Annotated in this window: 9 protein-coding genes and 4 pseudogenes; 6 read left to right on the top strand and 7 right to left on the bottom strand. The window is 63.7% G+C overall.

Annotated elements, in window-relative coordinates; genetic code table 11:
• Positions 1-348: 348 nt before the first annotated feature.
• The 5 genes and pseudogenes from H9K75_RS22310 (at position 349) to H9K75_RS22290 (ending at position 4846) form a co-directional block, all read left to right on the top strand.
• Positions 349-1110, top strand: coding sequence for an ABC transporter ATP-binding protein (locus H9K75_RS22310; protein WP_187724184.1), 762 nt, complete (start codon positions 349-351; stop codon positions 1108-1110).
• On the top strand, positions 1107-1811 hold the full coding sequence (locus H9K75_RS22305; RefSeq protein WP_187724183.1) for an ABC transporter ATP-binding protein: 705 nt from the start codon (positions 1107-1109) through the stop codon (positions 1809-1811). Before H9K75_RS22310 ends, H9K75_RS22305 begins: the two co-directional genes overlap by 4 nt.
• Positions 1812-1837: 26 nt before the next feature.
• Positions 1838-3048 (top strand): annotated as a pseudogene (locus tag H9K75_RS22300) (ABC transporter substrate-binding protein).
• 19 nt (positions 3049-3067) lie between these two features.
• Positions 3068-3935: pseudogene (locus H9K75_RS22295) on the top strand (branched-chain amino acid ABC transporter permease).
• A gap of 35 nt (positions 3936-3970) precedes the next feature.
• Entirely contained in the window at positions 3971-4846 is an 876-nt protein-coding gene (locus H9K75_RS22290) for a branched-chain amino acid ABC transporter permease (protein ID WP_187724182.1), read from the top strand.
• 415 nt (positions 4847-5261) lie between these two features.
• Here H9K75_RS22290 and H9K75_RS24350 read toward each other — a convergent pair whose 3' ends face one another.
• From H9K75_RS24350 to H9K75_RS22265, 6 genes and pseudogenes are all read right to left on the bottom strand, one after another.
• Complete coding sequence (locus H9K75_RS24350; RefSeq protein WP_264293902.1) at positions 5262-5636, bottom strand: gamma-glutamylcyclotransferase; 375 nt, start codon at positions 5634-5636, stop codon at positions 5262-5264.
• Between the two features lie 60 nt (positions 5637-5696).
• The gene (locus H9K75_RS24345) at positions 5697-5918 is read right to left on the bottom strand and encodes a hypothetical protein (RefSeq protein ID WP_226858375.1); all 222 of its coding nucleotides are present in this window, start codon (positions 5916-5918) and stop codon (positions 5697-5699) included.
• A 41-nt stretch (positions 5919-5959) separates the two neighbouring features.
• A pseudogene (locus H9K75_RS22280) lies at positions 5960-7632 on the bottom strand (electron transfer flavoprotein-ubiquinone oxidoreductase).
• A gap of 105 nt (positions 7633-7737) precedes the next feature.
• Positions 7738-8944 (bottom strand): annotated as a pseudogene (pcaF, locus tag H9K75_RS22275) (3-oxoadipyl-CoA thiolase).
• Positions 8945-8957: 13 nt separating this feature from the next.
• Positions 8958-11006, bottom strand: a complete 2049-nt coding sequence (locus H9K75_RS22270) for a 3-hydroxyacyl-CoA dehydrogenase NAD-binding domain-containing protein (RefSeq protein WP_187724181.1) — start codon at positions 11004-11006, stop codon at positions 8958-8960.
• 8 nt (positions 11007-11014) lie between these two features.
• Positions 11015-12175, bottom strand: coding sequence for an acyl-CoA dehydrogenase family protein (locus H9K75_RS22265; protein ID WP_187724180.1), 1161 nt, complete (start codon positions 12173-12175; stop codon positions 11015-11017).
• A gap of 103 nt (positions 12176-12278) precedes the next feature.
• Between H9K75_RS22265 and H9K75_RS22260 the strand changes: the two genes are divergently transcribed.
• Positions 12279-13175: a LysR family transcriptional regulator gene (locus tag H9K75_RS22260; protein ID WP_187724179.1), complete on the top strand. Its 897-nt coding sequence runs from the start codon at positions 12279-12281 to the stop codon at positions 13173-13175.
• A gap of 77 nt (positions 13176-13252) precedes the next feature.
• Here H9K75_RS22260 and H9K75_RS24340 read toward each other — a convergent pair whose 3' ends face one another.
• Positions 13253-13663 (bottom strand): NAD-binding protein, encoded by a 411-nt coding sequence (locus H9K75_RS24340; protein ID WP_226858374.1) that lies wholly within the window; start codon positions 13661-13663, stop codon positions 13253-13255.
• Between the last annotated feature and the right edge of the window lie 8 nt (positions 13664-13671).

The following is a 13671-nucleotide window of genomic DNA, read 5'->3' as shown; positions in this document are numbered from 1 at the left end:
ACAGGAGCCAGGGCCTGGGATACCCGGCATTCACGTCTATATCCTTATATGTCTCAACCATTGCCACTCGCATCACCACAGGTGTAGCCCTAGGTTTTCCCTAGTATTTATATCATGTTCTTGACGTATATTCGCGATACTCAAAAACCTCAAGACGTTTCACGAGACAAATGCATGCGATCCGGTATCTGCTTCCTAAGGGCCGCCCACCCGGGCCGCCAGACTTCCTCCCAACGCCTTCGCACGACCGACTTGGCCGCTCGGCAGCGACCGAATGCGACCGAGGCCCTCGCCTCTCGCAACGCCTGACGCGCCGCTCTGCCCACTATCAGCCCGAGAAGGACGCCCATGGGATCCGACACCATCCTCGAGACCACCGATCTCACCAAGACGTTCAGTGGCTTCACTGCCGTGAACAAGGTCAACCTGCGCATACGTCGAGGCTCGATCCACGCCCTGATCGGCCCCAACGGCGCCGGCAAGACGACAGTGTTCAACTTGCTGACGAAATTCCTGCCGGTGTCCAGCGGCACCATCCGCTACCGCGGCGATGACATCACTCACGAGACGCCAGCGAAAACTGCTCGCAGGGGCATCGTCCGGTCCTTCCAGATCTCGGCCACGTTCCCGCACCTCACTGTGTTCCAAAACGTGCGGGTCGCGCTTCAGCGCAGGCAAAGCGCGTCCTTCGAGTTCTGGCGCCATGAGAAAGCGTTGAGCGTGCATGACGCCAGAGCCATGGAACTACTCGAGTCGGTCGGCCTAGGTGGCCTAGCCGGCGTGAAGGCTGTGGAACTGCCTTACGGCCGCAAGCGCGCGCTCGAACTCGCAACAACCCTGGCCCTCGAGCCAGAGCTGATGCTCCTGGACGAACCGACCCAGGGTATGGGCCACGAGGACGTGGGACAGGTGATGGGCCTAATTCAAAAGGTTGCCGCCCACCGGACCATTCTGATGGTGGAACACAACCTGTCCGTGGTCTCCCAGTTGTGCGACACGATCACCGTGCTGCAGCGCGGCGCCATCCTCGCCGAAGGCGATTACCAGACAGTTTCGAACGACGCGCGTGTGCGCGAGGCCTATATGGGCGCCGAAGCGGAGGCAGCATGAGCGACATCCTCCTAGAAGTACGCGATCTGCACGCCTACTACGGCGAGTCCCACGTCTTGCACGGGGTTGACCTCGAAGTCCGTACGGGTGAACTCGTCACCCTGCTGGGCCGCAATGGTGCAGGCCGGACCAGCACCCTGAAGGCGATCATGAACCTCACCGACCGCAAGACCGGTACGGTGCGTTTCAAGAGCCATGACATCGGCAAGCTCGAGCCCCATGAGATCGCCCGGCGCGGCATCGGTTACTGCCCGGAAGAGCGTGGCATCTACGCCGGCCTGTCGACGGAGGAAAACCTGCTGCTGCCACCCGTGGTGCAGCCGGGCGGCATGAGCGTGGACGAAATCTACGCAATGTTCCCCAATCTCCACGAGCGCCGTCGCAGTCCCGGCACGCGCCTTTCCGGCGGAGAGCAGCAGATGCTGGCCATGGCTCGCATCCTTCGCACCGGCGCCCGGCTGCTACTGCTCGACGAAATCACCGAAGGCCTCGCGCCGGTCATCGTGACCGCGCTGGGCAAAGCTATCCGCCAGCTGAAGGAGCGCGGCTACACGATCGTCCTCGTGGAGCAGAACTTCCGGTTCGCCGCGCCGCTGGCCGATCGTCACTACGTCCTTGAGCACGGCCAGGTCGTTCTCACCATCGACCGGACCGAGCTTGCGGACCGCACCGATACCTTGCACGAACTGCTCGGTGTCTAACCCCCCAGCCCACCCAGGAGACAGCAATGAAATTCAAGGCGCTGGCGCTTTGCGCCGCCATTTCCACCTTGTTCCAAGTATCGGCGCACGCGCAGATCTCTGACGACGTCGTGCGCATCGGCGTAATGACCGACCTCTCCGGTATCTATTCCGACCTCGCGGGTCCTGGTTCGGTGGTCGCCACGCAGATGGCCATCGACGACTTCATCGCAAAGGAGAAGCCGAACTTCAAGATCGAGATGGTCTCGGCGGACCATCAGAACAAGCCCGACATCGCCTCCAACAAGGCGCGCGAGTGGTTCGAGCGGGACAAGGTGGACATCGCCTCCGAGCTCGTGACTACCTCCGTCGGCCTAGCGGTGCAGAAGATCGCGAAGGAAAAAAACAAGATCGCGCTGAACACCGCGACCGCGTCGACCCGGGTCACCAACGAGGACTGCAACGACGTCACGATCCACTGGACCTACGACACCTATGCGCTGGCCAACGGCACGGCGCGTGCCATGGTGCAGAAGGGCGGCAAGAGCTGGTACTTCATCACTGCCGACTACGCGTTCGGGCATTCGCTGGAGAAGGACGCCTCAGACGTAATCAAAGCCAACGGCGGCACAGTCGTCGGTTCGGTGCGCCACCCATTCCCTGGCAACGACTTCTCGTCCTACTTGCTGCGCGCCCAGAACTCCGGCGCCCAGGTGATCGGCCTGGCGAACGCCGGCAACGACATGATCAACACGATCAAGCAGGCGGCCGAGTTCGGCATCTCGCAGAAGCAATCCCTGGCGGGCCTGCTGGTGTTCCTGTCCGACGTCCATTCGCTCGGCCTGAACTACACCCAGAACATGTACCTGACCGAGGGTTCTACTGGGATCTCAACGATGAGACGCGCGCCTGGTCCAAGCGCTTCTTCGAGAAGCGTAAGAGCATGCCCACGATGATTCATGCAGGCCAATATTCCGCGATCACGCACTACCTGAAGGCTGTTAAGGCCGTCAACAGCGACGACACCCAGAAAGTGTTGGCGCAGATGCGCAAGACGCCGGTCAACGACTTCTTCGCCAAGAACGGGCAGATCCGCGAGGACGGTCGCATGGTGCACGACATGTACCTGTTCCAGGTCAAGAAGCCGTCCGAGTCCAAGGCCCCCTGGGACTACTACCACGTCCGCGCGACTATTCCCGGTGCCGAGGCCTTCCAGCCACTGTCCGCTTCGCGCTGCCCGCTGATCAAGAAGTCCTGAAGTCCGGCCGGAGATCCCGATGAGCACCCAAGCCCTCCTGAGCCAGCTGCTGCTGGGCCTGATCAATGGCTCGTTCTATGCCATCCTGAGTCTGGGCCTTGCGGTGATCTTCGGCCTGCTCAACATCATCAACTTCGCCCACGGCGCGCTCTACATGATCGGCGCGTTCTGCGCGTTGCTGGCCATGCAATGGTTTGGCATCGGCTACTGGGGGCGCTGATCATCGCCCCCGTCGTCGTGGGCGCGCTCGGGTTCTTATCGAACGCCTGCTGCTGCGGCATCTCCACCAGCTCGACCACCTCTACGGCCTGCTGGTGACCTTTGGACTCGCCTTGATGGCCGAGGGCTTCTTCCGCTGGGCCTTCGGCATATCCGGGGCGCCCTATCCCATCCCTGCCGCGCTGCAAGGCGGCGTGGACATCGGCATCATGTATCTGCCCCTGTATCGCGCATGGGTCGTGGTCGCATCCCTGATCGTCTGCTTCGCGACTTGGTACGTGATCGAGCGCACGCCCCTTGGGGCACGGCTGCGCGCAGCCACCGAACGCCCTCGGCTGACGCAAGCGCTGGGGATCAACGTGCCCGTTATGGTGACCGCGACCTATGCGGTCGGCGTTGCGCTGGCAGCCTATGCCGGGGTGCTGGCGGCGCCCATCATGCAGGTCAACCCCATCATGGGATCGAACCTGATCATCGTGGTGTTCGCTGTCGTCGTGATCGGAGGCATGGGCTCGATCCTGGGCTCCATCGTGACCGGTCTTGGACTTGGTCTGCTCGAGGGTCTGACCAAGGTCTTCTATCCAGAGGCATCGGCCATCGTCATCTTCGTCGTCATGGTCATGGTTCTGCTGGTACGTCCCGCCGGTCTCTTTGGCAAGACGGCCTGAGCGGCGCGTTCAACTCGAATCCAAGGAATCTTCGCATGCGCGCGCGCTACATCTTCTTTATCCTGCTGGCCATCGCAGCCCCCTTCTTCATCTACCCGACTTTCCTGATGAAAGTCCTGTGCTTCGCGCTGTTCGCCACAGCGTTCAACCTCTTGCTCGGCTTCGGAGGCCTGCTTTCCTTCGGTCACGCTGCCTTCTTCGGCGGCGCCGCCTACATCTGCGCGACGGTGGTCCAGCAATGGGGCCTGACACCGGAGCTGGGCATCCTCGCCGGTGCGCTGTACGCGCTGGTACTGGGCGCGATATTCGGCTGGATCGCCGTGCGCCGCGCGGGCATCTACTTCGCCATGATCACGCTGGCGCTCTCGCAACTGATCTTCTTTCTGGCCCTGCAACTGCCCTTCACGGGTGGTGAGGAAGGCATCCAGGGTGTGCCGCGCGGCCGCCTCTTCGGTGTCCTCGACCTCTCAGACAACCTCGCGATGTACTTTTTCGTGCTCACCGTCTGCGCAGCAGGCTTCTGGCTCATCCATCGAACCATTCACTCTCCCTTCGGACATGCACTGACCGCGATTCGCGAAAACGAGCCCCGTGCGATCTCTCTCGGCTACGACGTGTCACGCTACAAGCTGCTGGCATTCATCCTCTCGGCGACGGTGGCCGGCGTCGCCGGCGCGCTCAAGTCGCTGGTCTTCCAGCTCGCGACACTGACGGACGTGCACTGGCACATGTCAGGTCAGGTGGTCCTGATGACGATCGTCGGAGGTCTAGGAACGATCTTCGGCCCTGCCGTGGGCGCGCTGACCATCGTCTCGCTGGAGAACCAGCTCGCCGACCGCGTCGGCTCCTGGGTCACCGTAATCATGGGCGCAATCTTCGTGCTCTGCGTCATGCTGTTCCGCCGGGGATAGTGGGCGAATTCAATGCGTGGCGCGAAGTCCGACGCCAACGCTCCGCGCCTGGATCCTCCGGCCCTACCGACACGCCCTGATTGCCTGCCTCGCAGCCACTCTGACCAGATTCCCGCCTTCGCACTCCGCGTCGGCCTGCGCGCGCGCTTTTTTTTGCTGCTCTATCCCGGGGAAACACTTTGCACCGACATTTGGCGGGAGGCGAGTGGATTGGCGGGTTTCCGGTGTCCGGTGGTTGAGCGCGGGGTCGTGGTGCTCGACAACGGGTTGCTTGAGTACGAAGAAGCCTGATACGCCAGCGGCTGGACTTTCCTACGGGGTGTTCCTTGGCAAGCACCTTACTCGCAGCAGAGGGGCGCAGAGCGTCAAGACCGTTGTCCCAGTGCAGACTAAAAAAAACTTTGGAATTCCCGATCTAGCGGGATTGGCTCTGCAAGCCGCCTGCAATGGCTGTGATGTACTCATCCTCAAGGCCACGCTCGATCAGCGCTTGGTGGAGTGCGAGCACATAGTCGGCATTCGAGCCGAAGCGGCCTGCTGCCTTTGCAACCAATCGGGTAACCGTTTCCACACATGCATCCGTTTCATGCTGTGGGTGTGCAGGGTTACCCACGAAGGCCAAGGCCTCGACACTATCGCCACTAGCGAGCACAACGGGAACCCTGGTCGGCAAGTACGCACCCCCGGCCATCTCGCGCAACCACAGGAGTCGCATTTCGGTGTCGACGACTTCTGGGCGGATGCGCAAGGCAACCCCCTGTACTTGTCCACCGGCTTCCAAGGCCAGCACACGGTCCGGGTGCTCCAGCGTCCCGCGGCCTGAGATCGAGCGCACGCTAAAGCTGCGATGTCATCCGTCGAGTACAGCCAGTGATTCTTCCGCGAGCTCCAGCATTGGATTCCACATCAACGAGCCGTAGGCGAACACCCAGATCATGTCGGATGGCCTGCCTTCAGGCGCTTGCGCCAGGGAACGATTGACATCTTCCTCAGACCAGGAAGAGCCCACCGGCAACGCCAAGCGGGCCAGATAGCTTCCGTCGAGAAAGTGCTCGCGTGTCAAGATGCTCATCGGCGAAAAGGTTACCTCATGTGGTTGGACACAGGCGGCGCCTACATCCCGGCGTAGTTCGGCCCGCCGCCGCCCTCGGGGTGACCCAGACGATGTTCTGTGTCGGGTCCTTGATGTCGCAGGTCTTGCAGTGCACGCAGTTCTGCGCGTTGATCTGCAGGCGCTCGCTGTTGTTGTCGTTCTTCACGAACTCGTAGACGCCGGCCGGGCAGTAACGGCTCTCGGGGCCTGCGAACTTCGCGAGGTTGATTTGTATCGGCACCGCCGCATCCCTCAGCGTCAAGTGGGCCGGCTGGTTCTCCTCGTGGTTGGTGTTGCTGATGAACACAGACGACAGTCGGTCGAAGCTCAGCTTGCCGTCGGGCTTGGGGTAGCTAATCGGCGAGAACTCGCTCGCCGCGCGCAGCGCGTTGTGGTCGGCCTTGTGGTTGTGCAGCGTCCACGGCGGGCTCTTGACCCCCAGCTTGGGCAGCAGCCACTGTTCGATGCCGGTCATCAGCTGGCCGGCGGTCTTGCCCTTCTTGAACCAGAGCTTGAAGTTGCGGGTCTGCTGCAGCTCCTCGTTCAGCCAGCTCTTTTCGAAGGCTTCCGGATAGGCCATCAGCTCGTCCTGCGCACGGCCAGCTTCCAGCGCAGGGGCCAGCGCCTCGGCGGCCAGCATGCCGCTCTTGATGGCGGCATGGCTGCCCTTGATGCGGGCCGCGTTCAAATAGCCGGCATCGCAGCCGACCAGGCAGCCACCGGGGAAGACCGTCTTGGGCAGGGCCTGCGGCGTGCCGTTGTTGATGGCACGAGCGCCGTAGCCGATGCGCTTGCCGCCTTCGATGTGGGCGGCGATGGCCGGGTGGGTCTTCCAGCGCTGCATTTCCTCGAAGGGGCTGAGGTAGGGGTTGGCGTAATCCAGTCCAATGACGAAGCCCAGCGTGACGCGGTTGCCTTCGAGGTGGTACAGGAAGCCGCCGCCGAAGGTGTCGCCCTCCATCGGCCAGCCGGCGGTGTGCACCACCTTGCCGGGCTGGGCTTGGTCGGCCGGGATCTCCCATAGCTCCTTGATGCCGATCGCGAAGGTCTGCGTGTCCCTGCCTTCGGTCAACTTGAAACGGCTGATCAGCTGCTTACCCAGGTGACCGCGCGCGCCCTCGGCAAACACGGTGTATTTGCCAAGCAGCTCCATGCCGAGCTGGAAGTGATCGGTCGGCTCGCCGTCCTTGCCCAAGCCCATGTTGCCGGTGGCCACACCCTTGACGCGGCCCTGCTCGTCGTAGAGCACCTCGGCCGCGGCGAAGCCGGGGAAGATCTCCACGCCCAGGCTTTCCGCCTGCTGCGCCAGCCATTTGGTGACGCCGGACAGGCTGATGACGTAGCAGCCGTGATTGTGGAAGTTGCGCGGTACCAGCCAGTCGGGCGTACGCGAGCTGTCCGTCGCGCTGAGGAAAAGCACGTCGTCACCGGTGACGGGTTGGCCGAGCGGAGCGCCCAGATCCTTCCAGTTCGGAAACAGCTCAGCGATCGCGCGCGGATCCATCACCGCGCCCGACAGGATGTGGGCGCCAGGCTCCGACCCCTTCTCCAGCACGACGACGCTGGCGTCGGGCTTGAGCTGCTTGAGCCGGATTGCGGTGGCGAGGCCCGCCGGGCCGCCGCCGACGACAACCACGTCGTACTCCATCGCTTCACGCGGGCCGTAGGTACTCAGAATGTCCTCAGGGCTCATGGGTGGGTAGTCTCCAATGACTGTATTTCTGTCTGTGCCACTCTTCCCCGATTAGAAAAGCAGCACGCCGCGCGGGACGGCGCGGCGATCAATTGGCTTGGGAAGTCAGACCTTCTCGAGGATCACGGCGATGCCCTGGCCCACGCCGATGCACATGGTGCACAGCGCATAGCGGCCGCCCAGCGTGTGCAGCTGGTTCACTGCGGTGGTGGCCAGGCGCGCCCCGATGCACCCAGCGGATGGCCGAGCGCAATGGCGCCGCCCCACTGGTTGACGCGCTTGTCGTCGTCGGCGATGCCCAGGTCGCGCAGCACGGCCAGGCCTTGCGCGGCGAAGGCTTCGTTCAGCTCGATCACGTCCATCCGGGCGAGCGACAGGCCGGTCAGCTCCAGCACCTTGCGCACGGCGGGCGCGGGGCCGAAGCCCATGATGCGCGGCGCCACGCCGGCGGTGGCCATGCCGACCACGCGGGCGCGCGGCACCAGGCCGTACTGCTTGGCGGCCTCTTCATTGGCCAGCAGCATGGCGCAGGCGCCGTCGTTCACGCCGCTGGCGTTGCCGGCGGTGACGCTGCCGTCAGGCCGCACCACGCCCTTGAGCTTGGCCAGCGCCTCCAGCGTGGTGGCGCGGGGTGCTCGTCCTGGCTCACGACGATGGGGTCGCCCTTCTTCTGGGCGATGGACACGGGCACGATCTCTTTCGCCAGGTAGCCGGCGGCGATGGCGGCGGCGGCCTTCTGCTGCGAGGCCAGGGCCATGCGGTCCTGGGCTGCGCGCTCGATTTTGAAATCGTCGGCCACGTTCTCGGCGGTCTCGGGCATGGAGTCCACGCCGAACTGGGCCTTCATCAGCCTGTTGACAAAGCGCCAGCCGATGGTGGTGTCGTACACCGCATTGCTGCGGCTGAAGGCGCTTTCGGCCTTGGGCATCACGAAGGGGGCGCGGCTCATGCTTTCCACGCCGCCGGCGATCATCAAACGGGCCTCGCCGGCCTTGATGGCGCGCGCGGCCGAGCCCACGGCATCCAGGCCCGAGCCGCACAGGCGGTTGATGGTGGCGCCGGGCACGGCTATGGGCAGGCCGGCCAGCAGCGACGACATGCGCGCCACGTTGCGGTTGTCCTCGCCGGCCTGGTTGGCGCAGCCGTAGAGCACGTCGGCCACGGCGGTCCAGTCCACGTTGGGGTTGCGTTCCATCAGCGCCTTGATGGGCACGGCGCCGAGGTCGTCGGTGCGCACGCCGGCCAGGGCGCCGCCGTAGCGGCCGAAGGGGGTGCGCACGGCGTCGCAGATGAAGGCTTGAGAAGTGTTCATGGTGATCTTTGAATCAGGTTGAAAGCAGCGGTGCGAGGTCGCCCAAGGTAAAGCCGAAACCGGCCTTCTCGGCCAGGCGCTGGAGGTCGTGCTCGAGTTGGGTGCGATCCTGCTGCCGCGCCCAGAACACCGGGCCGCCCTCCCAACGTGGGAACCCATAGCCTTGCACCAGTACCACGTCGATATCGCTGGGTCGGGATGCCACCCCTTCGGCGAACAGCAAGGCAGCCTCGTTGACCATGGCGAGCAAGGCTCTACGCTGGATCTCTTCGAGCGCCAGCGTCCTCCGAGTGATGCCGCGCTGCGAGCTCGCCTGCTGGATCACATCGCGGACAGCGGCATCGGTAGTCTTCACCTGCTTGCCGTCCACATAGGCGTAGTAGCCCGCGCCGGTCTTGCGCCCCAGGCGCCCGGCCTCGCACAGCTGATCCAGAATGGACACGTAGCGTTCGCGCGAATCACGCGTCGCCGCCTGCGCCTTGCGCATGCGCCAGGCAATGTCGAGACCGGAGAGATCGGCCACAGCGAACGGCCCCATCGCAAAGCCCAGCCCTGTCAGCGCGTTGTCCACGTCCTCGGGCCAGGCACCGTCCTCAAGCATGAACTCGCACTGGCGGCGGTAGGCGTTGTAGATGCGGTTGCCGATGAAGCCGAAGGCATTGCCGGTTAGCACGGGCATCTTCTTGAGGGTGGCACCGAGCGCCATGCCGGTGACCAGCACGTCAGGGGCGGTCTTTGCGCCGCGCACCACCTCCAGCAGCTTCATCACGTTGGCCGGGCTGAAGAAATGCAGCCCCAGCACATCCTGCGGCCGCGCAGTGGCCGCAGCGATCGGGTCGATGTCGAGGTAGGAGGTGTTCGTCGCCAGGACAGCGCCCGGCCGCGCATGGGCGTCGATCCTGCGAAAGACCTCCTGCTTGACAGTCATGTCTTCGAAGACCGCCTCGATCACCAGGTCGGCCTGCTGCAGACGCTCCCATTCAAGGCTGGTCTGAAGGCGTGCCTCATTGGACGACGCGGCGTCGGTCGAGAGTTTGCCCGCCGCGACGCGTTCACGATAGTGGTCAGCAATGCGTTGCCGCCCTCGTTCCAGCGCAGCGCCATCCTGCTCCAGCAGCAACACGGCCAAACCAGCATCGAGCGCCGAAATGGCAATGCCCGAGCCCATGGTTCCAGCCCCGATCACGGCAATGGAGCGCACCTCGCGCCCAGGGGCCTGGAACGCCGGCGGCAGCTTGGTGGCTTCCCGCTCGACCTTGAACTGATAGCGCAGTGCCTGGGCAGCGTTGGTGGGCACGAGCGCCAGAAACAGCTCGCGCTCCTTCTGCAGGCCTTCGTCGAACGGCAACGCGGACGCCGCCAGCGCGTCGAGCAGCGCGCCATAGGCCGGCTGCAGCTTCTGGCGGGCGGTGAGCTTCGCGCGCTGCGCGGCCACCGTGGACTGCACCTCCGCAGCATCGAGTTCGCCATCCCGAGCCCGAGGATAGGGAGCGCCCTTCTCCGCGAGCACCGCCGCGCGTGCAGCGGCCGCGCCAATGACGTCGCCAGCCACCACGTCGTCGAACAGGCCTGACGTAGCGAGCTGGCGGCCGCTCTGGGGCTGGCCGCTGGACATCAGCCCATGGGCGACGGCAATGCCCACGAGGCGAGGCAGCCGCTGCGTTGCGCCTGAGCCGGGGATCAGACCCAGCGTGATTTCGGGAAGCCCGATCCGGGCCTTTTCTTGTGCGATACGCCCATGGCAACCAAGCGCCAGTTCCAAGCCACCGCCCAAGGCAACGCCGGAGATGGCGGCCACGACGGGCTTGCTGCTCGCCTCGAGACGAGCAATGACTGTGCGCAGGATGGGCTCCTGCAATTGGCGCGGCGTGCCGAACTCGGTCACGTCCGCACCGGCCGAGAATGCCTTTTCGCTGCCGGCCAGCACAATGCCTCGCACGGTGGAGTCGGCCTCTGCGGCGTCGAGGTGCTGCACGATGCGTTCGCGCAATGCATGGCCCAGGCTGTTGACGGGCGGGTTGTCCAGGGTGATGACGGCGATGCCGTTGCGTATGTCGAGCATGGGCAGCCTCACTCGGCCTTCATCAGCTGCTTGCCGATGACCAGTTGCTGGATCTGCGTGGTGCCTTCGTACAGGCGCAGCAGGCGGACGTCGCGATAGAAACGCTCGACTGGGAACTCGTTGATGTAGCCCGAGCCGCCGTGGATCTGCACGCCACGGTCAGCCACGCGGCCCACCATCTCGGTCGTGAACATCTTGGTGCACGAGGCGCGCATGCTCACTTCCGGATCGGTGACCCCAAAGGGCTTGGCGTCGTAGCGCTGCGCGGTTTCGCGCACCAGCGCCCAGCCGGCCAGCAACTCAGCCTGGCTGTCGGCCAGCATGGCCTGAACCAATTGGAAGTCGCCGATGCGCTGGCCGAACTGCTTGCGCTGCTGCGCGTAGGCCACACTTTCCCGCAGGATGCGCTGCGCCATGCCGCAGGCGAGGGCCGAGATGTGCAGACGGCCGCGGTCAAGCACCTTCATTGCCGTCTTGAAACCCTTGCCCGCTTCGCCTCCAATGATGTTGGCGGCGGGAATGCGCACGTTGTCGAGGTTGACGTCGCAGGTGCGCGTGCCTTTTTGCCCCATCTTCTTGTCGGGCTTGCCAAGCGTCAGACCCGGCAGGCCAGCAGGAACGATGAAGGCCGAGATGCCACCCGCGCCCGAGCCGCCGGTGCGCGCCATCAGCGTGAAGGCACCTGCGCGCGGCGCATTGGTGATGAAGCGCTTGGTGCCGCTGATCAGGTAGTCGCTGCCATCGGCCACCGCCTTGGTCTTCAGCGAGGCGGCATCCGACCCCGCATCGGGTTCCGTGAGCGCGAAGGAGATGATCAATTCGCCGCTGGCGATGCGCGGAAGGTATTCGGCCTTCTGTTCGGGCGTGCCATCCATCAGGATGCCTTGCGAGCCGATGCCGATGTTCGTCCCCGCCACTGATCGGAACGCGAGCGCCGTCTGGCCGAGCTCGTAGGCCACCTCGCACTCCTGCGCCATCGACAAGCCAATGCCGCCGTACTCCTCGGGAATCGAGATACCGAACAGGCCGAGCTCCTTCATGTCGGCCACGATGTCGGCCGGCACCTCGTCGTGCTCTTCCAAATGGTTCTCGGCGGGTACCAGCCGCTCGCGGACAAAGCGTTGAACGCTGTCTTTCAGCAGTTGGAAGGTTTCTTGATCAAGCGCCATGGGGAAACTCCTTTGAATGGGCAGGATTGTTTAATGATCAAATGAACTTGACAATTAGAAATAAAATGAACATTCTGTTCAAAAATTTCGACATATAGGATCCATGGACGCCCACGCACTCACACTCTTCGTCGACATCGTGGAAGCGGGGAATCTCAGCCTGGCCGCACGCAACATGAAGATGAGCCGGGCCAATATCAGTTATCACCTGACCCAGCTTGAGAGGTCGGTCGGGATGCAGCTCATGCGGCGCACGACGCGGCGTGTGGAGCTCACGGACATCGGCCAGCGCCTCTACCACCACGGGTGCGTCATTCGCAATGAAGTGCTCGCAGCCAAGGAGTCGGTGGCCGTGTTCGGCAAAGGCCTGCATGGCGCGGTTCGGCTCAGCTTGCCCACCGGATTCGGGCACATGGTGATGTCCAGTTGGCTGATCGAGTTCAAGCGCCTCTATCCCGACATCGATCTCGATCTGTTGTTCGACAACCGCGTCGACGATCTCCTGCGCGAAGAAGTGGACATTGCGGTGCGCGTCATGTCGGAACCGCCGCAGCAGATGGTGGCCATCGAGCTGGCCCAGGTGCGCTATGTCACCTGCGCATCGGTCGAGTACGCCCATGGGCGCGCGATGCCGGAGCGGCTGGAGGAACTCGGCAATGTTCCTCTGATCACGTCGGCCGTGGCGGGACGAAACCTGAGGGTCTCGGCCTATCAAGGCGAGGAACGGCGTGAACTGACGCTGCACCCCACCCTGGCATCGGAGAACTTCCAGTTCCTGCGCGAGGCCATCCTCGCCAGCCTCGGCGTGGGTCTCGTCCCTGACTATGTCGTCAGGCAGGATGTCGCCGAAGGACGCATGGTCACCGCTCTGCCGGATTGGCGCCTGAGCGTGTTTGGTACCCGCATGTTCCTGCTGCGCATGCCCGGTGCCTATCAAACCGTTGCGACCCGCACGCTCATCGACTTTGTCGTCCAGAAGGCAAGGTCTTGGGCAACATAGGGTTGCGCTGGAGTTCGCTCTAGACATCTCCAGTACCTTTGATCTGGACTGAACTGGCAACCCGACAACGCCGCGTCTCAGTTGACCTGGCCGCTGCGCATCCAGCGCCCCATAGCCTGAGGGTCGGCAGAATCCACGTACTGCGAGACGCCCTTGAGCAGCCCCAAATCCACGTGCGCAAGATCCGCCAGTTTCAATGCAAGGTGCAGATCTTTGCTGACCACGTTGTAGATGGCGGTGTACGCCTCCTCCGAGCGCGCCCATGCGCGGTACTGCGCCCTGCCCGTTTGGGCATCGGCGGTAAGAAAGTTCAGCCCAGTGCTCACGGCCAGGATCGGTGAGAGCCCCTCGAAGCTCACGCCATGCCGCTGCGCGAGCTCGATGGCCTCTGCGGTGAGGAACATGTTGGTCACGCACAGCATGTTGTTGATCACCTTGACCACCTCGGCCGAGCCCAGCGCGCCGCAGTGGAAAATACGTTCGCCCATGGCCTCCA

The sequence above is a fragment of the Diaphorobacter aerolatus genome (assembly GCF_014489535.1).
Lineage (GTDB): Bacteria > Pseudomonadota > Gammaproteobacteria > Burkholderiales > Burkholderiaceae_C > Diaphorobacter_A > Diaphorobacter_A aerolatus.
The sequence above is the reverse complement of the archived record's forward strand: the minus strand, read 5'-3'. Positions and strand labels throughout refer to the sequence as shown.